Below are 23,911 nucleotides of genomic sequence, written 5' to 3'. Positions count from 1 at the left end.
AAGTACGTCACTTTGAACGTTTCAATTTGACGTTGCCGATCGGCGCTACTCTCACCACCGAGAGGGGAACCGCATGGGTCCCTCAGCCCTGCGCAGACTGTCCCTACTAGCCATCGTCTCCCTGTTGCCGGTCCTCGCCGCGTCCCCGGTTCAAGCGGCCCAGGCCAAGACCGTCACCGCCCCGGTCGCTCTCACCGGCGCGCACTGGATCTGGTTCAACGAGGGCGACCCCACCGTCGACGCCCCGGCCGCCACCCGCTACCTGCGACGGACCTTCACCGCCCCGGCCGCCCCCTACACCGACGCCCAGCTCGTCGTCACCGGTGACGACACGGTGGACGTCTGGCTCAACGGCACCTGGCTCGCCGGCTCCCAGCGCGGCGCCGACTCGTGGCGTACCGCGATCTATGTGGATCTCGCCGGCTCCCTGATGGCCGGCGACAACACCCTGGTGATCGCGGCGCGCAACGGTGGCGGCCCGGCGGGGGTGGTCGGCCGGGTCAGGATCAATGGCCAGGAGTTCGTCACCGACGGTCAGTGGCAGGCGAGCCAGGCCGTCAACGAGAAGCTCGCGGGCACCTTCACGGGGGCGCGCGACCTGGGCCTGTACGGCATCGGGCCGTGGCTGACGGTCACCGGCCCGGATCCCGCCGCGGCCTCGCCCGTCGCCGTCGGTGGGCTGACCACCGAGCGGCGCACGAACCCGGTCGGCATCGACGCGCCGCAGCCGCGCTTCGGGTGGCGGCTGCAGACCGCGACCACGGGCCAGTCCCAGGCCCGCTACCAGGTGCAGATCGGCAAGGCCAGCGAGGCGGACGTCTGGGACAGCGGCATCGTGCCGAGCACCCAGTCGTCCGATGTGGTCTACAAGGGTCCGGCGCTGACGGCCAACACCACCTACCAGTGGCGCGTTCGCGTCTGGGACGGCCAGGGACGGCCGAGCGGCTGGAGCGCCACGGCCCGCTTCGACACGGGGCTGACCGGCGGCTGGACCGCGGACTTCATCGGCAAGCCGGGCACGGCCAACGTCACCGGCGCGTCGTGGATCTGGTACCCGGAAGGCGATCCGGCGGTCGAGGCGCCGGCCGGAACGCGTTACTTCCGGCGTACGTTCACCAGCGCCACCGCCACCCGGGCGACGCTCGCGGCGACCGGGGACGACACGGCCGACGTGTGGGTGAACGGCCGGCCGGTCACCAGCTCGCCGCGGGTCAACGACTCGTGGAAGCGGGCCCAGACCGCCGAGGTGCAGCTGGTCGCGGGAACCAACACGATCGCGGTCGCCGCGACCAACACCACGGCCAGCCCGGCCGGACTGCTCCTCAAGATCGGCGGCATCGTCAGTGACGCCACCTGGAAAGCCTCTCAGAGCGGACCAACAGGCTGGGAGCAGCCGGGATTCAACGACAGCGCATGGCCGGCGGCGAAGAACACCGCGGCCTACGGCGGCGGCCCCTGGGGCACGCAGGTGGCGGTTCCGAACGCTTCCCCGTACCTGCGCAAAGGTTTTGATGTCACCAAGACCGTGGCACGGGCGCGGCTGTTCACCACGGCGCTCGGGCTGCACGACACCTATCTGAACGGCGCGCGGGTCGGCGCCGAGCGGCTCGACCCGGGCTGGACCGACTACACGAAGAGGTTGCAATACCGCGGCTACGACGTCACCGGCGCGATCAAGCAGGGGCGCAACGCGCTCGGCGCGGTCATCGGGAACGGCTGGTACAGCGGGAACATCGGCTTCGCGGGCAGCCAGCGCTACGGCACGTCGCCCTGGTACTCGGCGCAGCTGGTCATCCAGTACTCGGACGGCACGTCGTCGACCATCAGCAGCGATTCGTCCTGGCGTACATCGACGGCCGACATCCGCGCCGACGACCTCTACGCGGGTGAGGACCAGGACGCGCGCCTGGCCATCGCCGGCTGGAACACGCCCGGCTTCAACGACGCGGCCTGGGCGCCGGTCACCGTGTCCACCGCCACGAAGCCACGGCTGGTGGCCGCGGTCGATCCCGGTGTGGTCGTACAGCAGGAATTGACGCCGCGCGCCATCACCCAGCCCAAGCCCGGCGTCTACGTGCTCGATCTCGGGCAGAACTTCGCGGGCTGGAACCGGCTGCGGGTACGCGGAGCAGCCGGCACCCGGGTGACGGTGCGGCACGCCGAGATCCTGAACGCCGACGGCACCCTCTACACCGCCAACCTGCGGGCGGCCCAGGTTACCGACACGTTCACGCTGGCCGGGACGGGCGCCGACGAGGTGTTCGAGCCACGGTTCACCGTGCACGGCTATCGGTACGTGGAGCTGACCGGCCTGCCCGCCGCGCCGACGACGGCCACCCTGACCGGGCTCGCGACCTGGACCGCGGGCGCCGCCACCGGCACCTTCACCACCTCGGATCCGCTGATCAACCAGGTGCAGCACAACATTCTGTGGGGCGCCCGCTCCAACCTGCTCTCGGTGCCGACCGACTGCCCGCAGCGGGACGAGCGGCTCGGCTGGACCGGCGACATCGCGGCGTTCGCGGCCACGTCCACGTTCAATTTCGACGCGTACGGGCTGCTGGACAAGTTCTCCGACGACCTGGTCGACGCCCAGCACGCGGACGGGGCGTTCACCGACGTCGCGCCGGACGTGCTGGGCGGGGCGGGCAAGGCGGGCTGGGGCGACGCGGGCGTGATCGTGCCCTACCAGACCTGGCAGCGATACGGCGACCTGCGCGTGGTCGACGAGCACTACCCCGCGATGGTGCGCTGGGTCGAATACCTGCGGTCCACCGCCGGCGCCGACCTGATCCGCAACCAGGACACGTTCGGCGACTGGCTGAACGTCGACGACGGCACCGCCAACGATCTGACCAGCACGGCGTACTTCGGCTGGTCGGCCCGCCTGGTATCGCGGATGGCGGCGGCCACCGGCCGTACCGCCGACGCTTCCCGATATGGCCAGCTCGCCGACCAGATCGCGGCCGCGTTCACCGCACGCTTCGTCCGCGCCGACGGCACGGTGGGCAGCAACAGCCAGACCGGGTACGTGCTGGCGCTCGCGTTCGAGCTGGTCCCGGCCGCCCGGATCCAGGCGGTGGCCGATCGGCTGGCCGCGAAGGTGGCGGAACGGGGCGGCCACCTGTCGGTCGGTTTCATGGGCGTCGAGGGCCTGCTGCCGGTCCTCGCCGAGCACGGTCACCTGGACACCGCGTACCAGGTTCTTCAGCAGCCCGGATACCCCGGCTGGGGCTATATGAACAGCCGCGGCGCGACCACCATCTGGGAGCGCTGGGACGGTATCCGGACCGACGGGTCGCTGCAGGACCCCGGCATGAACTCCTTCAACCACTACGGTCTCGGCTCGGTCGGCGACTGGCTCTACCGCTCCATCGGCGGCGTGGCGCCCGCCTCACCCGGCTACCAGCGCATCCTGATCGCGCCCCGGCCGGGCGGCACCCTGACCACGGCATCGTCGGAGCTGACCACGGCCTACGGCCCGACGGCCAGCGCGTGGTCCAGGTCTGGCGGCACGCTCACCCTGCGCGTGACGATCCCACCCAACACCACGGCGACGGTACGGGTACCCGGCGCCACCGTGACGGCCCCGCCGCAAGCGGTGCCGCTGGGCGGCTCGTCGTACGCGCTCCCGTCAGGCAGCTACACCTTCACCACCCCGGCCTGACGACCACACGATGACCGCCGGGGGCAGCGCCGCCCCCGGCGGTTTCGTCAGGCCGGCCGGATATCGAGCCGATCGGGCGACGGAAGCTCGGCCGGACACTCGCTGCCGGCGGGCCAGAAGCGGATCTGCTCGTCGATCGCCTTGCCGAAGGCGTTGGGTTCGGTGCCGACGCGCAGGTGCGCCGGGAGGAACCGGCCCCGGTCCACTCGATGCCGCCGAGCAGCTCACCCCGCCGCGCGTCCACGATGGTGCCCGTCCACCGAGCCCCGGACACCAGGCGTTGACCCGCACCTCCATCCCCGGCCGAAGTCGGCCGGAAGTCGACGGACGGGCAGCCGCACCCGCAAAGCCCGGCGACGTCACCTGGATCGAGGCGTTCTGTGATGAGCCTCGCCTCCATCCGACTGTGGACAACCGTCGATTCCGCTGATCCGCGCGATACATTTCTCGCCCACCCTGTGGGCGGGGGCGGTGGCGGTGTGCGCGTTAAATGTCGGTTTTGCCGGTTCGAGGACCCAGCGGGCGTGGTCGGCCGGGACGACGTTGCTGCCACAGATGATGGTGGCCACGCGCCGGCCGGCGAATCGCGCCGGGTTCTCGAGCAGCGCGGCGATGCCGAGGGCGGCTGACGGCTCGACGACCAGGCCGGCGTGTTCGTAGAGCAGGCGCATGCCCGACTTGATGGACTCCTCGCGGACGAGGCTGACGTCGTCGAGCACGAGCAGCAGATCGTCGAGCACCTCGGGGATCGGGCAGCGTCCCGCCACCCCGTCGGCGATCGTGTCGAGGGAGTCGGTCTCGATCACCGTCCGCTGCTGCCACGACCGGGCCATCGCGGGGGCGCCCAGCGGCTGGACGCCGATCACCTCGACGTCGTCGGCGAGACTGCGCGCGACGTGACCGACTCCGCTGGCGAGCGCCCCGCCGCCCAGCGCGACCAGCACGACCTCGGGCCGCGGACCGTTCCGCAGCAGCTCCAGGCCGATGGTGGCGGCGCCCTCGCAGGTCGCGAGGTCGAGGCTGTCCTCGACGAGGTACATGTCCTGCTCGGTGGCGAGGGCTCGCGCTCGCAGCCGGGCGTCCTCGATGTCTTCGCCGGTCAGCTCGACCGTGGCTCCGAAGGCGGTGATCTGGCGCAGCTTGAGCGGGTTGGCCGAGTGGCTCGCCACCACAGTGACGGCCATTCCGCGACGGGCGCCGCTGTAGGACAGTGCCTGCCCGAGGTTGCCGGCGCTGGCGCAGACCATCCGCGACGCGCCCGCCTCGCCGGCCCGGGTGGCCACGGTCTCGGTGCCCCGGCCCTTGAAGCTGCGCACCGGGTTGAGCGTCTCGACCTTGAGTGTCAGGGTGCACCCGAGCAGTTCACCGAGCGACCGGGCCGGCAGCGCCGGGGTGCCGAGGAACACCGGGTCGATCACGTCCACCGCACGCTCGATGCGGTCGAGACTCAGCCGGCTGGTCATCCGGGGTGACTGCCGATCTTGACTCATCCGGGGTGACTCCCGACCTCGACTCATCCGGCGTGACTGCCGATCTCGACCAGGAGGACGCCGGCCATCACCAGGGCGATGCCCGCGCCCATGGTGCGGGTCAGGGGCTCCTGGAAGGCGAAGCGGGCGATGATCGCGGTGCCCGCGATGCCGACGGCGGCCCAGACGCCGTACGCGACACCCAGCGGGATGCCCTCGCTCAGAGCGAGGGACAGCAGGCCGAAGGAGACGATGTAGCCGGCGACCGAGACGCCGACCCAGCGCAGGCGGCGGAAGCCGTCGGACGCGCGCAGCGCCATCGTCGAGCCGATCTCCAGCGCGATCGCGAACGACAGGAAGAGCCAGCTCATGCGCCATCTCCGGGGGAGTCGGCCGGGGCGGGGTGGGACCCGATCTCGATGAGCAGGACGCCGCCGATGATCGCGGCGAAGCCGGCGCCCATGGTCCAGTTGAGCGGGTCGTCGAAGAGGAACGCGCCGGCCACCGCGGTGATCGCGACGCCACAGGCGGCCCAGATGCCGTAGGCCACGCCGACCGGCAGGCCGCAGCGCAGCACCAGGGCCAACAGCACGAACGACGCCGAGTAGCCGACGGCGACCCAGGCGTACCAGGCCGGATGGTCGAGCGCCGCGCGCAGGGCGAGGCTGCCGCTCACCTCGGACACGATGGCCGCGGCCAGAAAAAGCCAGCTCACTTCGTACCCGTCAGATCGTGAATGAGGGCCAGGACCGCGTCATGGTCGCGGGGCGCGGGCGGGAAGACACCGGTCGCGGCGGCGCCCCACAGGCCGTCGGCGGCGAGGCGGGCCAGGGTGAGGCGGGCGCGTTCGGCGGCGGGCAGGTCGTCGGGCAGCGCGAACCAGGCGGCCATCCGGGTCGTCCACGGTTCGGTCAGGGCGGGGCGGTAGGCGGCCTCGGTGAAGATCGCGTATTCGGCCCGGCTGATGTCGCCGGTCGCGGTGACCTTCGCGTACGCGCCGACCCGCTGCGCCGCGGAAGCGGTCTCGAAGGTCACGCCCCAGGCGCGCAACTGGTCGTGCATAGCGGCCTCCATCCGGCCGGCCGCGTGCTCGATGATGGCCAGCAGGAGCGCCTCGCGGGTCGGGAAGTGGTACATCAGACCCGGCTTGGTCAGGCCGGCCTGGCGGGCCACCGCGTCGAGGGTGATGTCGGCGCCGTCCGGAACCGAGACCACGGCCAGCGCCGCGTCGAGGATGACGGTCTTCGAACTCTGCCTCACCGGGCAAACTTTACCTTCCGGAAGGTAAAGTATTCAACGCGCGGGTGACGGGTATCACGTAGGCATGGCGCGACCCATCTGGACCGGGGCAATCACGTTCGGGCTGGTCTCTGTGCCCGTCGGCATGTACTCGGCGACCCACGAGCACGAGGTGTCCTTCCACCAGTACGAGAAGGGCACCAGCGATCGCATCCGCTACCAGCGGGTCAACGAGCGCACCGGGAAGGAGGTCGACTACGCCGACATCGTCAAGGGCACCGACACCGGCGGCGGCAAGCTGGTCATGCTCGAGCAGGAGGAACTGGACTCGGTGGCGCCCGGCCGGTCCAAGAGCCTCGACCTGCACGCCTTCGTCGACCTCGAGGAGATCGACCCGATCTTCTACCAGAAGAGCTACTACCTCGCCCCCGGCAGCGACGAGTCGGCCAAGACGTACGCGCTGCTCCGCGACGCCATGGCCAAGGTCGGCCGGGCCGCCATCGGCACGCTGGTGATGCGGGGCAAGGAATACCTGGCGGCGATCCGTCCCGACGGCAAACTGCTCGTCCTCGAGACGATGTTCTTCGCCGACGAGGTCCGCGAGCCCGAGGACGAACTGGGCGGCCTCCCGTCCGCGACGGCCAAGCCGGCCGAGATGAAGATGGCCGTGCAGCTCATCGAGTCGATGTCCGGCAAGTGGAAGCCGAAGGACTACCGGGACAGCTACACCGACCGGGTGCAGAAGCTGATCGCCGAGAAGAAGAAGGGCAAGGAGGTCACGGTGGCCGAACCGGCGCCCGAGGCCACCGACGTGACCGACCTGATGGAGGCGTTGCGGGCCAGCGTGGACCGGGCCAAGACCCGCCGTGGCGCCGCCGCCAAGTCAACGCCGACCAAAAAGAAGAGCACCGCCGCGAAGAAAACGACGGCCAAGAAGACGACAGCCAAGAAGAAGGCCGCCTGAGGTCCCCACAGGGCGGGCGCCTGAACCGCCCCCGCCCTGTGGGCCAAGAGGTCAGCGCAACGACACGGCCGCCGCGGCCAGGTGGCGCAGCGACGCCTCCACCTCGGCGTACCCCCTGGTCTTGAGGCCGCAGTCGGGGTTGACCCACAACCTCGACGCGGGCACCGCCGCCACCGCGAGCCGCAGCGCCCGCGAACCACTTGGTCAGCTCGAGCGCCGGCTCGGCGTCGACCCCACGGGTCATGGCGAAGTAGGTGTCCAGGTCGGACAGTCCCAGGCGGCGGAAGCGGGCCGTGCTCCACGTCGTACGCGCTTGACTTTTGTCAACAGCCTTGCCAACAATCCGGTCAGGTCGGAGGACGCGTACGAGCGTGCGGCTCCACCTCGCCCACGTGACCAGTACCCTGCGCGAAACTCGCGATGAGAACTGAAGGGGAAACCGTGCCCTCCGAAACCGCGCGCCGGATCACCGCCGGCGCCTACGACACCCACGTGCACGTCGCCCCGGACGTGATGAAGCGCCTGGTCGACGACGTCACGCTGGCCCAGCGCTGCGCCGAGACCGGGCTGGCCGGCTTCGTCCTCAAGTCGCACTACGTGCCGACCGCCGAGCGCGCCGAGGTGGTCCGGGGCACGGTGCCCGGCGTCGACGTGCTGGGGGCGATCACCCTGAACGCGTCGGTCGGCGGCCTCAACCCGGTGGCCGTGGAGATCGCCGGCCGGCAGGGCGCCCGGGTGGTGTGGCTGCCCACCGTGGACTGCCGCAACCAGCGGGAGAGCCGGGCCCAGGCCCCCGAGGGCGCCGTGCCGCCGATGTGGGCGCAGCTCCAGGACGACCTGGCCGAGCAGGGCATCATGGCGCCGGCGATCGACGTCGTGGGCGAGGACGGCCAGGTCGTGCCGGCGCTGCGGCAGGTGCTGGCGCTGATCGCCAAGCACGACATGGTGCTGGCGACCGGGCACCTCTCCGGGCCCGAGATCAAGGCGGCCGTGGAGGCGGCGGCGGACGCGGGCGTACGCCGGATCGTGGTCACCCACCCCGAGTTCACCTCGCAGCGCATTCCCGTCGAAGCCCAGCGCGAGCTGGCCGAACGCGGCGCGCTGATGGAGCGCTGCTTCACCACGCCGCACAGCGGCAAGATCTCCTGGGAGCAGTGGTACGCCCACATCCGCGAGGTCGGCCCCGAGCATTCGGTGCTCTCCAGCGACCTCGGGCAGCCGTTCAACCCGCCGGTCGAGGACGGCCTGGCCCTGCTCGCCGACCGGCTTCTGGACAACGGCTTCACCGAGGACGAGATCCACACCATGGCCGTGGTGAACAGCCGCCGCCTGGCCGTCGTCGGCTGACCACGGCGACGTTGACAGACCGCTCGTTCGAGTGAAACATTTCAATGCATGATTGCCCGAATTGCCACGATTCTGATCTTGCTGGCGCCGACTCCCGCGGTGGACAACCACGCCCCGCAGGCGCCGACCGGGCTGACCGTGGGCGATCGGGCCGATCCACTGGGCGTGGAGGGCGCGCCGCAGTTCGGCTGGCTGCCGGTCGACGCCGACCCCGGCGAGGTGCAGTCGGCGTACCAGATCAGGGTCTTCACCGGGAACACCCAGACGCAGGTGTGGGACAGCGGCAAGGTCGTTTCACGGGAAACCGCCTACGTGCCGTACGGCGGCCCGGCGCTCACGCCCGGCGCCACGTATCGGTGGGCGATGCGGACCTGGGACCGGGCCAACGCGGTGTCGGTGTGGTCGTCGAACGCGTACTTCGACACCGCGCTGCCGGACACCCAGTGGCAGGCTTCGTGGATCCGGCGGACCACGGCCGAGGCCGACGACTACACGCTGGCCCGCAAGGAGTTCCGGGTCACGGGCAGCCGGGTCGTGCGGGCGCGGCTCTTCGTGTCGGCGGGGCAGCAGTACCAGGCGTACGTCAACGGGCGCCGGGTCGACGACGGGCCGGCGTTCGCGTACCCGGGCGAGGGGTATTACCAGGTCACCGACGTGACGGCCGACCTGGCGGCGGACAGCCGGGCCGCGATCGGGGTGCTCTACCACTGGTACGGGCCCGGGCAGGGCCGTCCGGCCGGTGCGCCCGGGTTGCTCGCGCGGCTCGAGGTGAACCACGCCGACGGCTCGCGGCAGGTGATCGGCACCGACGCGACCTGGCTGGTGGCCCGCGGGCCGTGGCTGCCGGCGGCGTACCGCAACGGGGACGGGCGCGACTACATCGAGCACGGCCTGCCCGTCCCGTCCGGCTGGGCGTCACCCGGGTTCACGGCCACCGGCTGGACCGCGCCCTCGGTCGTGGCGTCGCCCGGTCCGCTGCGGGCCCAACGCACACGGCTCGCGCACACCTCCGTTGCTCCCGTGTCGGTGACGACGTTGCCGTCGGGCGCCGTGGTCGCCGACTTCGGCCGGGTCATCCCGGCCGTGCCGCGGGTCTCGTTCGCGTCCGGCCTGGCCGGGCGGGTCGTCGACCTGGTGGCCGGGTTCGTGCTCAACGCCGACGGCTCGGTGGCCAACACCCCCGACACCAACCAGGACACCGATCTGACCTATCGCTACACCCAGCGCGACGGTGACCAGACCTTCGAGGCCTTCACCTATGAAGGCTTCCGCTACCTGCAGGTGTCGTCGCCGGCGGACATCTCGGGCGTCGTTCAGCACACCGACGCCGACCCCGCCCGGTCGGCCACCTTCACCAGCTCGGATGCCACCCTGAACGCGGTCTTCCAGCTGATGCGGCGGTCCGCGCTCTACTCCACGCAGGAGCAGTTCCTGGACACCCCGACCCGGGAGAAGGGCCAGTTCCTGGCCGACGCGGTGAACATCTCCCGCGCCCTGATGGCCGGCTCGGGCGACCGGAACGCGACGGCCCGGGCGATCCGCGAGTTCATCGCGTCGCAGCAGCGCTACTGGCCGGACGGCCGGCTGAACGCGGTCTACCCCAACGGCGACGGCAAGCGGGACATCCCCGACTTCACCGAGATGTTCCCCGGCTGGGTGTGGGACTACTACCAGGCCTCCGGCGACCGTGCCGTGCTGGCCGACGCGTTTGGGGCGTCCTCGGCCATCGCCGGCTACGTGCGCCGCTATGTCGACCCCGCGACCGGCCTGGTCACCCGCCTCGACGGCGGCAGCGGCGCCTACCAGTACGGCATCATCGACTGGCCCAACCGCTACGGCTACGACACCGACACGGTCGCCCGCACCACGGTCAACATCCTCGCCGTCGACGTGCTGCGCAGCACCGCCCAGCAGGCGTCGGCGCTCGGCCGGCCGCAGACCGAGATCGATGCTCTGCGTACGGACGCCGACGCGATCGCCGCGGCGGTGAACAGCCGCCTCCGCCGCCCCGACGGCATCTACATCGACGGCCTCGCCGCGGACGGCACGCAGAGCACCCACGCCTCCCAGATCGCCAACGCCTACGCCATCGCGTACGGCGTCGCGCCCGCCGCCGACCACCCCGTGCTGGCCGACCACCTGGAGTCCCTGAAGCTGCAGATGGGCCCGATGACGGCCGACACCCTGATCGAGGCCCTGCATGTGGCCGGCCGCGACCGGGCGGCGCTCGCCCGGCTGACCGACCCGTCCACCCTGGGCTGGGCCAACGTCCTGTCCCGGGGCGGCACCTTCACGTGGGAGTCCTGGGAGGCGCCGGAGCGCGGCGACAGCATGTCCCACGGCTGGGGCAGCGCCGCCCTGACGTCGGTCCTGTCCGACCTGCTCGGCGTCCGCCCGACGGCTCCCGCCGCCCGTACCGTCGAGATCGCCCCACCCACCGGAACCACCCTGACCAGCGCTTCCGGCACGGTCTGGACCCAGTCCGGCCCGATCACGGTCGCCTGGTCGGGCACCAGCGTCACCGCGACCATCCCCACCAACGTCACGGCGACGATCCGCGTCGGCGCGACCGTGGCCACGGTGGGGTCGGGAACGCATACGATCACCGGCTGACGGCGGCGGACGGCTCGACGCTGTTCGAGACCTACCCGCCGGAGGACGTTACCTACGCCACGGTGCTGCCGGCGCCGAGCAGGCCGCCGGGCCGCCCTCGAGGAGTTCGTCCGCCACATGGGCCCGCCGCGCCGCTACACCTTCAACCCCGACGGCACCATGAGCGAGATCCAGCCCGGCGCCTAGGCAGCTCTCGCTGTGCAGGCCGGGCTACTGGAGCCACGACCTGATCGCCGCGAGGCCGGCCGCGGTCAGGCCCACCGCCGGGTCGACGCGCTGCAGCAGCGCCGGCGCCGGGTGGTGGGCCGCCACCCAGGCCCGGTCGGCCTCGCCGATCTCGTCGTCGACCCACACGAACGGCCGGCCCGCAGCCCATCGCGCCAGGTCGCGGGTCTTCCAGTGCAGCCGCGGGTCGTCGTCGGAGTCTGACCACTCGACCACCGGGAGCGGCCCGAACCCGAGCAGAGGTGACAGCACCTCGTTGGCCTCGCCCATCCAGGTGGTCGCCCAGACGATCTCGCATCCGAGAGCCGCCAGCCGAGACCCTTGCTCGGGGTCGAGCCGCGCCAGCAGGGGGTTGCCGCCGCGCTCCGGCGACGTGATGGGTGCGCCTCCGCCGAAGGGCAGAATCGTCCCATCGACGTCGAGAAACAGCAGCGTCACGTCAGGTGGCGGGCGATGAAGTCGCGCCAGCGCGGGGGCGCGGCGGGATCGGTTTCACCATGTCGGCCAGGGTAGCGAGCCAGTTGCTTGTCGCTGGAGCCGAACGCGTCGAACAGCTCCAGCTGGCCGGCCAGCGGGAAGAGTTCGTCCTGCTCCTGGACGTGGAGCAGGACGGGAGCGGTGATCCGGCGTGCGTCTCTCTCGATCCGGGCGCCGGACTCCAGGCCCGCCGGCATCAGGGTGCTCTGCCGGAGGCCGAACTTGCCGAAGACGGCGCAGCGGAAACGGTCGTTGAGGGCCGCGACCAGGGGCAGGCCGAACCGTGCGCCCATGGACAGGCCGATGTAGGCCAGCCGGCCGGTGTCCACGGCACCCGAGGCGCCGACCTCGTCGATGGTGGCGCGCCAGTCGGCGGTAATCTCGCTTGTGGCCGCTGCCGCCGTGGCCGAGCAGCACCAGCGGCGCGGGGGCGGCTGCGGCCGGTGGCCGCCAGAGAGCATGCGGCACACCGGCCATCGCGGTCAGCGCTTCCAGGTGCGGCGGGAGGTGCTGACGATGTTGCCCGCCCGGTCGATGGCGTAGAAGGCGACCGTGAAGGACTTGCCGTACCTGGTGGCGTTGAGGTTCAGGGCGTACGGGGCCTTGGTGTCGGAGAGGACCAGCTTGCCGTTGACGCGCAGCTCGACGCGCTGGATGCCGTTCAGGTCGGTCGCGCTCATCGACGTCTTGACCGTGGCGGGGACCTTGGCGCCGCTCGCCGGGGCGGTCACCTTGGTGATTCTCGGCCGGGTGTTGTCCATGATCACCATGCGGTTGAGTTCGCTCTTGTTGCCGAGATTGTCGTGGAGCATCCAGGAGTACACGTAGACGCCGTCCTGGATCAGCACCTTGAACACGTGGGAGTAGACGCCGTTGTTGCCCTTGACCCAATAGGTGAGGCCGTCCGCGTAGACCGACTCGATCCCGGTCTGGTCGGCGGCCGTGATGGTGCTGGTGAACGAGGTGCCGCGCACCAGGGTCCGCTGGGTGGGGGTGGCACTCGACGCTCTCGGGCCGGTGTTGTCGAGCTGGACCTGGAACACCCGGCTGGACATGTTGCCGAGCCGGTCCCAGGCGCGGATCTCGGCCGTGACGACGCGGATCGTCGTGCCGAAGTCGCAGATCACGTCGTCCTGGGTCGCGCACCGGACGCCGTCGACCCACCACTCGACGCGGACGGCGTCGCCCGGCCAGGGGAACACGGCCTTGAGGTGATTGGGGCCCGGCCGCGTGAAGAGCCATTCGTCATGGCCGATCGAGGGGCCCTCGTTGTCGATGATGAAGGTCGGGTCCTGGTACGTGTAGTTGCCGGCCCGATCGACGGCCCGGAAGCGCACGTCGCCGGGCGTCGCCGTGAAGTCGCGCTCAAAGACCCACGGCGCTTCGGTACGCCGCTCGAGCACCTCGCCGGAAACGCCGCCAGCCATCATGACGATCTCGGCGACGTCCTCCGCGTCCGGTGTCACGGTGATCGTGGTCGGTCCGTGCACGATCGTGCGCGCGGGCGGCTGGATGGCGATCGCCAGCTTCGTCGCGTCGACCCGCACCCGGGTGGTCGCGTCGGCCACGCGGTCCTCCGTGTCGACGACCCGCACGCGCACGGTCGCCTCCGGGCCGTCCTTCTCGTACATGTAAACGCCGGTGCTCGTCGAAGGCCACCTCGGGACGGTCCGCCGCAGCGACCCGTTGACGAAGATGTACGCCCGGACGATGTCGCCGCTGACGACCGGGTCCAGCCGGAACCACGCCGGGACAAGCTGGCCCTCGGTGAGGCCGGTCGAGAGCACGACCGGCCCTTCGTCGGCGGCGGACGCGGGCGTCGCGGACCCGACCGTCAGCATCATGACCGCGACGACGACCGCGGTGAGACGGCGGATCATCGCTTCCACGTACGCCGGGAGGTGCTGACCAGGTTGCCGGCCTTGTCCAGGGCGTACCAGGCGACCGTGAACGACTTGCCGTACTTGGTGGCGTCGAGGTTCAGGTTGTACGGCGCCTTCGAGTCGGACAGGACCAGGGTGCCGTTGACGCGCAGCTCGGCCCGGGCGATGCCGTTCAGGTCGGTGGCCGTCATCGCGGTCTTGACCGTGGCGGGAACCGTGGCGCCACTGGCCGGAGCGGTCACCGAGGTGATCTTGGGCAGGGTGTTGTCGACGACCACGGTGCGGTAGTAGGAGGTCGGGTTGCCCGCGTAGTCGCGGACCACCCAGGTGAACGAGGTGGCGCCGTCCCGGCCGAGCTTCAGCGGGGCCGAGAACGTGGTGCCGGTGCGCTGGCCGGTGACGTTCAGCGGGGCGCTGAGGTATGCGGTGTCGAGGCCGGCCGGGTCGGTGGCCGTGAGCGTGGTGGTCAGGCTGGTGCCGCGGACCAGGGCCAGGTGGCCGGGGCTGACCCGGGTGACGACCGGGCCGGTGTTGTCGACCTGGATCGAGAAGGTTTCGGTGGTGGCGTTGCCCCAGGGGTCCCAGGCGCGAATCTCGACCGGGACGGCGCGGATCTGGGTGCCGAAGTCGTATTCGACGGCGACCGCGTTGCCGCGCGGGGCGCCGTCGATGTGCCACTCCATCTTGGCCACACTGGTGGCGTCGTCGACCCGGGCGCCGATCCAGTGCTTGCCGGGCCGGGTGACCGGCGGCGCGGCCAGGGCGATGGTCGGGCCCTGCTCGTCCACGACGAAGGCGGCCTCGTAGATCTCCGAGACGTTGCCGAGCTTGTCCGTCGCCCGGAACGTGACGCGGCCGTCGTGGCCGGTGAAGTCGTAGTTGATCACCCACGGCTTCGAGGTCACGCGGGCCAGCTCGGTGCCGTCGGGCGCGTTCATCACGATCTCGGCCACGTCGTCGGCGTCCGGCGTGAGGTAGAGGGCGGTCTGGCCGTGGACCACGCCGCCGTCAAGAGGGGTACGGAAGGACAGCTTCGGCGCCTTCCCGTCGACGCGCACCCGGGTCGTCAACGCGCTGCTGTCGCCGGTCTCGTTGAAGGCGCGGACCGTGACGTCGGCGTCCTTGCCGTCCAGGTCGGCCGGGAACTCGGCGCGCACGGCCGAGTTGGGCCACGGCACCGTGGCGGAGAACCGGCCCGGCACCACCACCTGCACCCGGACGGCGTCGTCGCTGATGATCGGCGTGAAGTCCTTGACCCGGCCGACGAGCTCGCCGTCGGTGAGGCCGGTCGCGCTGACCACCGGCGCGTCCGCGGCGGCGGCCGGAGTGGCGGCGGCCGTGACGAGCAGGCCGGCCACGGCCACGATCGTGATGAATCCCCGTGTCTTCATGTGTCTTATCGCTTCCAGGTGCGGCGAGAGGTGCTGACGATGTTTCCGGCGCGGTCGATCGCGTAGAAGGCGACCGTGAACGACGTGCCGTACTTGGTGGCGTTGAGGTTCAGGTTGTACGGCGCCTTCGCGTCGGAGAGCACCAGCTTGCCGTTGACCCGGAGTTCGACGCGGGTGATGCCGTTCTTGTCGGTCGCGGCCACGGTCGTCTTCACGGTGGCGGGGACCTTGGCGTTGCTCGCCGGCGCGGTCACCTTGGTGATCTTCGGCGGCGTGTTGTCGACGATCACCGTCCGGCGGAAGGAACCCTCGTTGCCCAGCCGGTCCCGGAGGTACCAGAAGAACGTGTATCCACCGTCGCGGCCGACCGGCAGCCGGGTCGAGTAGGTGCTCGGGTGGTCCACAACCACCGGGTAGCCCAGCATGTCGACCTGGAGGATGCCGGCCGGGTCGGCGACCGTGATCCGGCCGCTGATCTTGCTGCCGCGGACCAGCGCGTTCTGGCCGGGACTGGCCGCGGTGACGGCCGGTGCGGAGGCGTCGAGCCGGATGCCGAACTTCTGGACCGAGTAGTTGTCCCACTCGTCCCAGGCACGCGTCTCGACCGGAACCGTGCGGATCTTCGTACCGAGGTCGGTCCGGATCCGCGTGCCGGTGCCGCGGAAGGCGCCGTCGACGTACCACTCGATGCGCTTCACCTTCGACTTCTCGGAGACGTCGGCGTTGAGATACTGCAGGCCCGGCCGTTGGTAGATGCCGTAGGCCATGGAGAGCACCGGGCCCTGGTCGTCGACGGAGTAGCGGGCGGGGTAGATGTCGGAGGCGTTGCCGGCGCGGTCGGTGGCGATGAAGCGCACGTCGCCGCTCTTCCCGATCGCGTCCCAGGAGAAGACCCAGGGCGCCTCGGTACGCCGGGCGATCTCGGCGCCGCTCGCATCGGTCATGACGACCTGGGCGAGGTCGTCGACGTCGGGAAGCACGGTGATCTCGGTCCGGCCGTGGATCACGGTGCCCCGGGCGGGATTGGTGGTCAGCACCGGCCTCAGGACGTCCACGCGCACCCGGGTGGTGGCCTCGGCGCTGGCGCCGTCCACGTCGAACGCACGCAGGGTCAGGCTCACCTCGTGGTCCTGCTCGGCGAGCCGGAACGGCACCCGGAAGTTCGCGATCGGCCACCCGGTGCTGCCCCAGCGTTTTGCGCCGTCGACCAGCACGTCCATCCGCGCCACGTCGTCGCTGACGATCGGGTGCAGCTGGTTGAGAAGTCCGAGATATTGCCCGTCGACCAGGCCGGTCGACGTGATCAGTGGTTCGTCGGCGGCGGACGCCGGGGTGGCGGCGCCGGCGATGAGCAGCCCCGCCAAGACAACGACAGAGGCGAATCCCCGTGTATTCACGAGCGGGGATGATACGGCACCGTTCCGTCCACAGGCGACCCGCTTTCCCTTGCGCGGAAAAGGAAAGCGGCGGAAGCGGCAACCCCCGGGCGGTTTCGAGGGGTTCGAGGGTGACCACTCCCGCACGTGGAGCGAAGCGACCCTCGGCGGGAGCAGCGGTCTGCACCACCCACCCCGCTACGACCTCGATCTTGATCTGGTTATTGCAGCCGGAAGCTTTGCGCGGCCGACCCGTTGCAGGCGTACTGGACCAGCTGGACGCCGTCGGCGGTGGCGGCGGCGGGGACGTCGAGACACTTGCCGCTGTTGCGGTTGACGAAGTGGTAGGCGCCGGTGGGCTCGGCGACCGGCTGCCACTGCTGATTGGCGCCGCCGCCGTAGGACCAGGTCTGGATCAGGGCGTTGTCGGCGGCGGAGACGTCCTTGACGTCGAGGACCTGCGCGCTGTTGCCACGGTTGTTGATGCGTACGAAGCCTCCGCTGGTCGGCGCCAGCTGGTACTGCTGCGCGTTGCTGCCGTTGCAGGCGTACTGCTGGATCGCGGTGCCGTTGACCGTGCCGGCGGACCTCGCGTCGACGCACTTGCCGCTGTTCACGGTGGTGATCGACGTCCAGGGCGCGGGGTCGGGCGCCGGTGTGGTCCCGCCGTCGGCGCCGGCCAGCCACTTGATGCCGTTGACCAGGAACTGGTTCTGCTGCGCGCTGGCGAACGTGGACGACGTGCGGGTGTTCGTGTCGTAGTTCATCGCGTTGTGGCCGAAGTTGGCGTACAGCATCTTGTAGTTGCGGTTGGTCCAGATCAGCGGATAGAAGCCGCTGGTCCACTGCTGGCTGGTGCCGACCGGGAAGCTGGAGCTGTCGATCGACGCCAGGATGTCGATGTCGGGGTTCTGACGCAGGTCACGGCTCCACGAGTACCACTCGCTGACCGAGCTCGGGAAGGTGGCGGGCAGCCCGGCCATCGACGGGTGCGACCGGTCCTCCACGCGCAGCGTCTCGGCCGTCGGCAGCCACGTGTTGGTGGCGAAGTTCCCGGAGCCCAGGAACGTGTTGTGGTACCAGCTCCACGCGTTGGCGTTGTCGGTGTAGGCGCTCACGTGGAAGCCCATCCAGGCGCCGCCGTTCTGCATGTACGTCTGGAAGGCGGCCCGGCGGTCGGCCGGCGGGCCGTCGTCCAAGAACATGATCACCTTGTACGCGGCCAGGCCGGACGCGCTCAGCCGGCTCCAGTCGGTGGTGGCTTCCCAGGTGAAGCCGTTCGCGGCGGCGAGCCGGGGGAACTGCTCCTTCGCCTCCTTGTCGAAGTCGATGTGGGCGGCGTCCCAGGTGCCGTTGTAGAAGGCGAGCACCTTGAACGGTTCGGCGGCGGCCGCGGGGACGGCCATTCCGGTCACGAGCATCAACGCCAGAGCGACGGCCCGGACGAGCATCTTAGGGGACATGGCATTCATCATCAAACGTCGATGCATGCCTCCACAAGGGAATTGTTAACTTATTTTCCAGTCCGCCTTGAGGCAGTGCGCCCCGGGGTCGACGGCGTGCATGATGCGGCGGCTGACGTCGCCCAGCTGGCGGCGCTGGGCCTTGGTGAGCGGGTCGAAGATCAGGCTGCGCACGGTCTCGACATGGCCGGGAGCGGCGGTGACGACCTTGTCGTACCCGTCGTCGGTGAGGATCGCGAGGGTGTAGCGGCCGTCGGCCGGGTCGGGTTCGCGGCGTACGCAACCACGTTTCTCCAGCCGGGAGATCACCTGGGAGAGCCGGGGCAGCGAGCCCTCGGCCATCTCGGCCAGCTCGCTCATCCGCAAGGTGCGGTCGGGGCGCATCGAGAGCACCGACATCACGAGGTACTCGAACAGCGTCAGGCCGGCGTCCGCCTGCAGCTGCGCCTCCAGCTTCTGGGGCAGGCGGGTCAGCACCGAGGCCACGGTGATCCAGGTCTTCCGCTCGTCGTCGTCCAGCCAGCGCGGTTCCATCCGGCCAGGCTAGCTCATCGGTCACTTGCACCGTTAAGTCACGAACCACTACGGTTCACTTCATACGTTAAGTCAATTCGAGCCGGGAGAGATACATGAACGTCGCGCTCTGGGTCATCGCCGCGGTGCTGGCGCTGGCCTTTGTCGGATCCGGGCTGGCGAAAATGGTGCAGCCGAAGGAGAAGCTCCGCGAGAACATGGGCTGGGTCGACAGCTACAGCGCCGGCCAGGTCAAGCTGATCGGCCTGGCCGACCTGCTCGGCGGGCTCGGTCTGGTGCTGCCCGCGCTGCTCGGGGTCGCCCCGATCCTGGTGCCGATCGCCGCGGTCGGCCTGATCGTCGTCATGCTCGGCGCGATCATCACGCACGGCCGGCGCGGCGAGACGCCGATGGTCATCGGCAACGTCGTCCTGCTGGTGCTCCTGGCCGTCGTGGCCTGGGGCCGGTTCGGGCCGTACGCCTTCTGAGCCTGGCCGGCGCGATCACTACCCCGTTCGCCTCCGCCGCCGAGACCGGCGGCACGTCCGCCGGCGCCCGGCCGTCCGGGGTGGAACGGTGGCTGGACTTCTGGTCCAGCCGCCGCGGCGGCGCCACCAGACGACGGCCGCGGGCGACTGCGCCGACGTCGAGTTCGTGATCGGCGGCTACTCGCAGGGCGCGCAACGGCAACATCACCGGTGGCCGCCTGTCCTACACCTCGAACGGCGCGATCGGCCAGGCGGCCACCTTCGCGGCGGCCAAGGTCAACGGCTGACGTCAGGTCCCGCTCCCCCGCCGGGCGGCGCGGCCGGCCCCCGCCACCGCGCCGCCCGGCCCACCGCAGTCGCCGAGGTGAATCCGGAGCAGCCTGGTCGTCGTCGCGGCGGCCTGCTCCGGAACGTTGTGCCCGACCCCGTCGAGGCTCACCAGCCGGAACGGCCCCGTGACCCATCGACGGGTCGCCCGCACGCCGGACGGGGCCACGAACGGATCGAGCGCGCCCATGAGAAACAACGTCGGCACGGTCACCGGCTCCGCATAGCCGGTGAAATCGTTGGCCCGGTACCAGTTCAGCGCGGCCGTCAAGGCGCCCGGTTCGGAGAGCCGGCGGAAGTACTCGGCGCATCTCTCCGCCGGCACGCCGGGCAGCTTCGGCGGGCCGGCCGCGAGAATGTCGTTCTCCGGCAACGGGCTCGGCCGCCGAAAGCCGGCCATGTAGCGCGAGGCCTCCTGCTGCACCGGGTCGGTCCGCAACGCCTCGGCGAACGCGCCCAGATGGGGCACCGACATCGCCGTCAGGCTGCGCACCCGCCGGGCGTACCGGGCCGCCGCGACCCAGCCGACCGCCGCACCCCAGTCATGTCCCACCAGGTCGAACCGTCGCCAGCCGAGTGCGTCGGCCATCGCCCGGACGTCGGTGACGGCATGATCGAGCCGGTAATGGTCCACGCCGACCGGCCGGACACCCGGCGAGTAGCCCCGCAGGTCGGGCGCGACCGCTCGATAACCGGCCGCGGCGAGCCCGCGCAGTTGGTGCTCCCAGGCGATGCCGAACTCGGGAAAGCCATGGAGCAGCAGCACCGGACGGCCGCGTCGTGGTCCGGCCGCGACCGCGTCGAACGTGCCGGCAGCGGTCCGGATGCGAAGGTCGGAAAGAGGTGGTTGCCCGGCCGCGGCCGCCGGGGTGTGCCCGGCCACCGCGACACCGGCGACCACGGCCGCGCCGAGCTTGACGAAACCGCGACGAGAGGTGGATATCGACATGGGTCGAGCATCCCGCCGGGAACCGGTGCGAGAACATCGTGCTGACTCCCGTTCCGAAGGGGGTGCCAGCACCACGGCCGGCGCGCCGACGCTCGTGGTGATTCGCGGGAACTCCGGGAGCGGCAAGACCACAACTGCGCGGGAGGTGCGCTCGCGGTACGGGCGTGGGTGCGCTCTCGTCGAGCAGGATCACCTGCGCCGCATCATCCTGCGGGAGCACGACGAGCCGGGAGCGGTGGCGCCCGCCTTCATCACCGCGACCGTGCGCTCGGCGCTGGGCCTGGGCTACCACGTGGTGCTCGAAGGCATCCTCCACGGCGCGCGGTACCGGGCCGCCCTGCTCGACCTGCTCGCCACGCATCCCGGGCCCGGCCACGTCTTCTACCTGGACATCAGCTTCGAGGAGACCGTGCGGCGGCACGCGACGCGGGGAGACCGCGGGTTCACCACGGAGGACATGCGTGATTGGTACGTGGAACGCGATCTGCTGGGCGTACCCGATGAGGTTGTTCTTGATGAGGGCAGCGGTCTGGCGCGGAGCGTGGCGACGATCATGCGGGTGAGCGGGCTGGACCGGGAGGCAGCGCGGACGCCGTGCCCGGTGACCTGCCCGCGCTGTGCCGAGAAGGCGTCACTCGCGCATGGCCATGGCGACGCCTAGAGCCCGGGTGTCGACGATCTCGGAGCCCATCCGGCTGGTGACGTAGGCGAAGGTGCTGTGTGCGCCCAGGTCGGCGATCGCGAGCGAGCCACCGTTGCCGCCCCAGGCCAGCGTCTCGGGGCTGAAGCCGCCGACGGCGAAGCCCAGGCCCCAGCGGATCGGGAAGCCGAGCACCAGGTCGGTGCCCTCGACCTGCACCTCGAGGGCGCGCCGGGCGCCGGCCTCGGAGATGACGGTTCCGGTGGTCAGGGCGGTGAGCGCGGTCGCGATCGAGCGGGCGTTGCCGTGGCCGTTGGCGGCCGGGATCTCGGCGCCGCGCCAGGCCCGGGTCTGCGTCTCGGACACCGGGATGGGCGGGTTGGTGGCCGCGTTCACCTGGATCTCGCTCTGCTCGAAGCCGCTGATCGGGGTGGCCGGCGGGATCAGGGCGGCCACCCGGTGGTCCTCGGCGGCCGGCAGCCCGATGTGGAAGTCGGCGCCGAGCGGTTCGGCGATCTCCTCGCGGAACACCGTGCCGAGGGTGCGGCCGGTGATCCGGCGGACGACCTCGCCGATCAGGTAGCCCTGGGTGGCGGCGTGATAACCGGAGGCGGTGCCCGGCTTCCACCACGGCTCCTGCGCCGCGAGCAGGCCGGTGGCCTTCTCCCAGTCGTACAGGTCGGCGGTGGCCAGCGGCTCGCGCCAGCCGGACAGGCCGGACGAGTGGCTCAGCACCTGGGCCACGGTCACGTCCTGCTTGCCGGCCGCGGCGAACTCGGGCCAGTAGCGGGCCACCGGCGCCGTGACGTCGAGTTCGCCCCGGTCGGCCAGGAGCAGGGCGGTGGCGGCGGCCATCGTCTTGGTCGTCGAGTAGACGTTGACGATCGTGTCCCGTTCCCAGTCGCCCGCCCACGCGTCGACGACCGGTTCGCCGTCGACGATGACGCAGACGGCGGCGCCGCCCTCCTCGACCGTCGCTTTCATGGCCTGTTCCACACGCTCACGCATGGCGACAGTCCTACCTGACGGCCGAGGGGACGGCGATCGCTTTCTCAGACGGGCGCGTCGGCGATCCAGAACGTGGTGACGGTCCGGTTCGAGACGTTGTCGATCATCATCTGCCAGGCCGGCTCACGGACCTGGAACTTCGGGAAGTGCCAGCCGTACGGGCCCCGCGGGTCGTTGCTGCCGCGCAGCAGGCTGACCACGGTTCCGGTCGTCGTGACAGTCAGAAACTTGCCCGACGTCGGGTGCCGGTAGACGACCTTGTTCTCGCCGACGTTGCCGGACGACTTGACCCACTCGGGGTCGAGGTGCCACTGCTGACGCCACTTCGACTGGGCGCTGAACGCGTCCGACACCACCAGGCGCGGCACGTCCGAGTTGACCGTGACGCCGCGGGTGTGCGGGGTGCCGTACACCGTGTCGGTGACCGTGAAGACGTGACTGGTCTCCGAGTACGAGCTGGCGATGGTCGACGTGCCGCCCTGCACCGTGCCGCCGTTCGGGATCGCCACGTTCTGGCCGTCCGCGCGGGTCTGGTACTGCGAGTACATGTCGGTCTTGTCGTAGCTGTACCGGCCCGGGCCGACCAGGATCCGTACGCCCTGGTTCGACCAGGTCAGGCCGCCCGCGCGGTCCTCGTGGCCGTGCGCCCGGCGGGGCGGGCCGAAGCGGACCGTGTAATGCGGCACGGTCGGGTCGGTCCAGCTCTTGAACCGGCCGATCGCCCAGCCGGCGTCGGTGTCGAGCAGGCCGCGGTTCGCCTTCAGGTCGAGCGGCCGGCCGGCCACCTCGTCCGAGTCACCGATCTGCGGGATGATCCCGTCCGGCTCGGTCATGAAGCTGTACGCCCGGAGCGCGTCGTTGACCGTCTTGCGGATCGCCGTGGCGGCGGCCGGGTTGTCGCCGCGAGCCTCCAGCGCGACCGCGGCCTGCTCCCACAGCACCGCGTTGCCGCCCTGGTAGGCCGACGACTGCTCGAACGAGATGCCCATCTTGGAGAATGATTCGGGCGCCTCGTCGACGATCCGGTCGACGCCCTTCTGGGCCCAGGTCGGCCGGTTGCCGACCAGTTCGCTGGCCCGGATGAGCTGGAGGTTGGCCATCAGGCCGTGGTTGTGCACCGGGTAGTTGGGCGGGCCGTAGTAGCGCCACCCGAACAGCACGTTCACGTTGGCCGTCATGCTGGACATCAGCAGGGTGACGGGTGGCTTGGCCAGCGCGAACAGGCAGTTCAGCGTCTCCAGCCGGCGCAGGGCGGTGCCCTCGTCCCAGCCGTAGTCGTTGGTCTGCGGGTCGGGGCTCTGGGTGTGGAAGGCGATCGCCTGCTGGATCAGCGCGTTCAGCGACTCGGTCTGGCCGTCCTGGGCCGCTCGGCGGGCGAGCGGCTTCATCCACATCAGGCCCTCGAAGTTGAGGCGCCAGGTGGGGTCGGTGACCGGCGGGTTGCGCCACATCGAGGCCGGGATCTTTCCGACCGTGAACGGCGCCGCGGGCGCCATCGTGACGACGATCGGCTCACCGTCCGGCACCGGGTCGGCCGCCGGGTTGCCGCACCGCGCGTCGGCGGTGGGGTCGTCGGCCGCGGCGCGGGCCGCCTTCTGGGTCGATTTGTCGGCCGGCCCGTAGACGGCACGGATCGCCGCCGGGTCGTCGAGTGACAACGGGTCAATGCCCATCTTGTGGGGTTTTGGGGGTTCAGCCAGGGCCGCCGCGTTCGCGGGGACGGCGAGTGCCACAAGGCTTATACCGGCGGTGAACCCGGTTGCGAGCTTCTTGAGCATGTCCATGATGGAGGTCATCCAACTGGCGATTTCCATGATCGGCCACCCCACGTTCGTCCATAAATCCGTGACGTTGGTCATCGATTACGGGGTG

General features: G+C 70.6%; 22 protein-coding genes. 6 read left to right on the top strand and 16 right to left on the bottom strand.

Annotated features, from left to right (window positions below; translation table 11 throughout):
• Positions 1-73 precede the first annotated feature (73 nt).
• Positions 74-3,667, top strand: a complete 3,594-nt coding sequence (locus tag AB0O15_RS02005) for a family 78 glycoside hydrolase catalytic domain (RefSeq protein ID WP_364312758.1) — start codon at positions 74-76, stop codon at positions 3,665-3,667.
• 47 nt (positions 3,668-3,714) lie between these two features.
• Here AB0O15_RS02005 and AB0O15_RS02000 read toward each other — a convergent pair whose 3' ends face one another.
• From AB0O15_RS02000 to AB0O15_RS01980, 5 genes are all read right to left on the bottom strand, one after another.
• Complete coding sequence (locus tag AB0O15_RS02000) at positions 3,715-3,873, bottom strand: hypothetical protein (protein ID WP_364312755.1); 159 nt, start codon at positions 3,871-3,873, stop codon at positions 3,715-3,717.
• 153 nt (positions 3,874-4,026) lie between these two features.
• A complete protein-coding gene (locus tag AB0O15_RS01995) occupies positions 4,027-5,130 on the bottom strand; it encodes a pyridoxal-phosphate dependent enzyme (protein WP_364312752.1) in 1,104 nt (367 codons plus the stop codon).
• A 50-nt stretch (positions 5,131-5,180) separates the two neighbouring features.
• The gene (locus tag AB0O15_RS01990) at positions 5,181-5,507 is read right to left on the bottom strand and encodes a multidrug efflux SMR transporter (protein ID WP_364312750.1); all 327 of its coding nucleotides are present in this window, start codon (positions 5,505-5,507) and stop codon (positions 5,181-5,183) included.
• A complete protein-coding gene (locus tag AB0O15_RS01985; RefSeq protein ID WP_364312748.1) occupies positions 5,504-5,851 on the bottom strand; it encodes an SMR family transporter in 348 nt (115 codons plus the stop codon). Before AB0O15_RS01985 ends, AB0O15_RS01990 begins: the two co-directional genes overlap by 4 nt.
• Positions 5,848-6,396: a TetR family transcriptional regulator gene (locus tag AB0O15_RS01980; RefSeq protein WP_364312746.1), complete on the bottom strand. Its 549-nt coding sequence runs from the start codon at positions 6,394-6,396 to the stop codon at positions 5,848-5,850. Before AB0O15_RS01980 ends, AB0O15_RS01985 begins: the two co-directional genes overlap by 4 nt.
• Positions 6,397-6,460: 64 nt before the next feature.
• Between AB0O15_RS01980 and AB0O15_RS01975 the strand changes: the two genes are divergently transcribed.
• Complete coding sequence (locus AB0O15_RS01975; RefSeq protein WP_364312743.1) at positions 6,461-7,339, top strand: Ku protein; 879 nt, start codon at positions 6,461-6,463, stop codon at positions 7,337-7,339.
• A gap of 51 nt (positions 7,340-7,390) precedes the next feature.
• Here the strand turns inward: AB0O15_RS01975 and AB0O15_RS01970 are convergent, their stop codons facing one another.
• Entirely contained in the window at positions 7,391-7,513 is a 123-nt protein-coding gene (locus tag AB0O15_RS01970; RefSeq protein ID WP_364312740.1) for a hypothetical protein, read from the bottom strand.
• A gap of 267 nt (positions 7,514-7,780) precedes the next feature.
• Between AB0O15_RS01970 and AB0O15_RS01965 the strand changes: the two genes are divergently transcribed.
• Together AB0O15_RS01965 and AB0O15_RS01960 are read left to right on the top strand one after the other, a co-directional pair.
• The gene (locus AB0O15_RS01965; protein ID WP_364312738.1) at positions 7,781-8,686 is read left to right on the top strand and encodes a DUF6282 family protein; all 906 of its coding nucleotides are present in this window, start codon (positions 7,781-7,783) and stop codon (positions 8,684-8,686) included.
• Between the two features lie 48 nt (positions 8,687-8,734).
• The gene (locus AB0O15_RS01960) at positions 8,735-11,299 is read left to right on the top strand and encodes a family 78 glycoside hydrolase catalytic domain (protein ID WP_364312735.1); all 2,565 of its coding nucleotides are present in this window, start codon (positions 8,735-8,737) and stop codon (positions 11,297-11,299) included.
• 210 nt (positions 11,300-11,509) lie between these two features.
• On the opposite strand, the gene AB0O15_RS01955 is transcribed toward AB0O15_RS01960, so the two are convergent.
• From AB0O15_RS01955 to AB0O15_RS01925, 7 genes are all read right to left on the bottom strand, one after another.
• On the bottom strand, positions 11,510-11,956 hold the full coding sequence (locus tag AB0O15_RS01955; protein WP_364316959.1) for an HAD domain-containing protein: 447 nt from the start codon (positions 11,954-11,956) through the stop codon (positions 11,510-11,512).
• 2 nt (positions 11,957-11,958) lie between these two features.
• Positions 11,959-12,462: an alpha/beta hydrolase gene (locus AB0O15_RS01950; RefSeq protein ID WP_364312733.1), complete on the bottom strand. Its 504-nt coding sequence runs from the start codon at positions 12,460-12,462 to the stop codon at positions 11,959-11,961.
• Between the two features lie 21 nt (positions 12,463-12,483).
• Positions 12,484-13,881: an Ig-like domain-containing protein gene (locus tag AB0O15_RS01945; RefSeq protein WP_364312730.1), complete on the bottom strand. Its 1,398-nt coding sequence runs from the start codon at positions 13,879-13,881 to the stop codon at positions 12,484-12,486.
• Positions 13,878-15,275, bottom strand: a complete 1,398-nt coding sequence (locus tag AB0O15_RS01940; RefSeq protein WP_364312727.1) for an Ig-like domain-containing protein — start codon at positions 15,273-15,275, stop codon at positions 13,878-13,880. Before AB0O15_RS01940 ends, AB0O15_RS01945 begins: the two co-directional genes overlap by 4 nt.
• A gap of 5 nt (positions 15,276-15,280) precedes the next feature.
• On the bottom strand, positions 15,281-16,672 hold the full coding sequence (locus AB0O15_RS01935; RefSeq protein WP_364312724.1) for an Ig-like domain-containing protein: 1,392 nt from the start codon (positions 16,670-16,672) through the stop codon (positions 15,281-15,283).
• 200 nt (positions 16,673-16,872) lie between these two features.
• A complete protein-coding gene (locus AB0O15_RS01930) occupies positions 16,873-18,114 on the bottom strand; it encodes a ThuA domain-containing protein (protein WP_364312721.1) in 1,242 nt (413 codons plus the stop codon).
• A gap of 45 nt (positions 18,115-18,159) precedes the next feature.
• The gene (locus AB0O15_RS01925) at positions 18,160-18,648 is read right to left on the bottom strand and encodes a MarR family winged helix-turn-helix transcriptional regulator (protein ID WP_364312719.1); all 489 of its coding nucleotides are present in this window, start codon (positions 18,646-18,648) and stop codon (positions 18,160-18,162) included.
• Between the two features lie 95 nt (positions 18,649-18,743).
• Here AB0O15_RS01925 and AB0O15_RS01920 point away from each other — a divergent pair, with 95 nt between their 5' ends.
• Positions 18,744-19,115, top strand: coding sequence for a DoxX family protein (locus AB0O15_RS01920; protein WP_364312716.1), 372 nt, complete (start codon positions 18,744-18,746; stop codon positions 19,113-19,115).
• A gap of 289 nt (positions 19,116-19,404) precedes the next feature.
• Here AB0O15_RS01920 and AB0O15_RS01915 read toward each other — a convergent pair whose 3' ends face one another.
• Positions 19,405-20,391 carry an alpha/beta hydrolase gene (locus tag AB0O15_RS01915; RefSeq protein ID WP_364312714.1) on the bottom strand — a complete coding sequence of 329 codons (987 nt, stop codon included), beginning with the start codon at positions 20,389-20,391 and terminating at the stop codon, positions 19,405-19,407.
• Between the two features lie 25 nt (positions 20,392-20,416).
• On the opposite strand from AB0O15_RS01915, the gene AB0O15_RS01910 reads away from it, so the two are divergent.
• A complete protein-coding gene (locus AB0O15_RS01910; protein ID WP_364316956.1) occupies positions 20,417-21,052 on the top strand; it encodes an AAA family ATPase in 636 nt (211 codons plus the stop codon).
• Here the strand turns inward: AB0O15_RS01910 and AB0O15_RS01905 are convergent.
• Both AB0O15_RS01905 and AB0O15_RS01900 read right to left on the bottom strand, forming a co-directional pair.
• A complete protein-coding gene (locus AB0O15_RS01905; RefSeq protein ID WP_364312712.1) occupies positions 21,023-22,039 on the bottom strand; it encodes a serine hydrolase domain-containing protein in 1,017 nt (338 codons plus the stop codon). The genes AB0O15_RS01910 and AB0O15_RS01905 overlap by 30 nt on opposite strands.
• Before the next feature lie 44 nt (positions 22,040-22,083).
• Positions 22,084-23,853, bottom strand: coding sequence for a hypothetical protein (locus AB0O15_RS01900; RefSeq protein WP_364312711.1), 1,770 nt, complete (start codon positions 23,851-23,853; stop codon positions 22,084-22,086).
• Between the last annotated feature and the right edge of the window lie 58 nt (positions 23,854-23,911).

The sequence above is a fragment of the Actinoplanes sp. NPDC089786 genome, assembly GCF_040684855.1.
GTDB lineage: Bacteria > Actinomycetota > Actinomycetes > Mycobacteriales > Micromonosporaceae > Actinoplanes.
The sequence above is the reverse complement of the archived record's forward strand: the minus strand, read 5'-3'. Positions and strand labels throughout refer to the sequence as shown.

Excerpts from the sequence above, each read along its gene's own strand:
- AB0O15_RS02005 (WP_364312758.1), top strand. The coding sequence starts at position 74 with ATGGGTCCCTCAGCCCTGCGCAGACTGTCCCTACTAGCCATCGTCTCC.
- AB0O15_RS01995 (WP_364312752.1), bottom strand. The coding sequence starts at position 5,130 with ATGACCAGCCGGCTGAGTCTCGACCGCATCGAGCGTGCGGTGGACGTG.
- AB0O15_RS01990 (WP_364312750.1), bottom strand. The coding sequence starts at position 5,507 with ATGAGCTGGCTCTTCCTGTCGTTCGCGATCGCGCTGGAGATCGGCTCG.
- AB0O15_RS01975 (WP_364312743.1), top strand. The coding sequence starts at position 6,461 with ATGGCGCGACCCATCTGGACCGGGGCAATCACGTTCGGGCTGGTCTCT.
- AB0O15_RS01960 (WP_364312735.1), top strand. The coding sequence starts at position 8,735 with ATGATTGCCCGAATTGCCACGATTCTGATCTTGCTGGCGCCGACTCCC.
- AB0O15_RS01950 (WP_364312733.1), bottom strand. The coding sequence starts at position 12,462 with ATGCTCTCTGGCGGCCACCGGCCGCAGCCGCCCCCGCGCCGCTGGTGC.
- AB0O15_RS01945 (WP_364312730.1), bottom strand. The coding sequence starts at position 13,881 with ATGATCCGCCGTCTCACCGCGGTCGTCGTCGCGGTCATGATGCTGACG.
- AB0O15_RS01940 (WP_364312727.1), bottom strand. The coding sequence starts at position 15,275 with ATGAAGACACGGGGATTCATCACGATCGTGGCCGTGGCCGGCCTGCTC.
- AB0O15_RS01930 (WP_364312721.1), bottom strand. The coding sequence starts at position 18,114 with ATGTCCCCTAAGATGCTCGTCCGGGCCGTCGCTCTGGCGTTGATGCTC.
- AB0O15_RS01925 (WP_364312719.1), bottom strand. The coding sequence starts at position 18,648 with ATGGAACCGCGCTGGCTGGACGACGACGAGCGGAAGACCTGGATCACC.
- AB0O15_RS01920 (WP_364312716.1), top strand. The coding sequence starts at position 18,744 with ATGAACGTCGCGCTCTGGGTCATCGCCGCGGTGCTGGCGCTGGCCTTT.
- AB0O15_RS01915 (WP_364312714.1), bottom strand. The coding sequence starts at position 20,391 with ATGTCGATATCCACCTCTCGTCGCGGTTTCGTCAAGCTCGGCGCGGCC.
- AB0O15_RS01905 (WP_364312712.1), bottom strand. The coding sequence starts at position 22,039 with ATGCGTGAGCGTGTGGAACAGGCCATGAAAGCGACGGTCGAGGAGGGC.
- AB0O15_RS01900 (WP_364312711.1), bottom strand. The coding sequence starts at position 23,853 with ATGGAAATCGCCAGTTGGATGACCTCCATCATGGACATGCTCAAGAAG.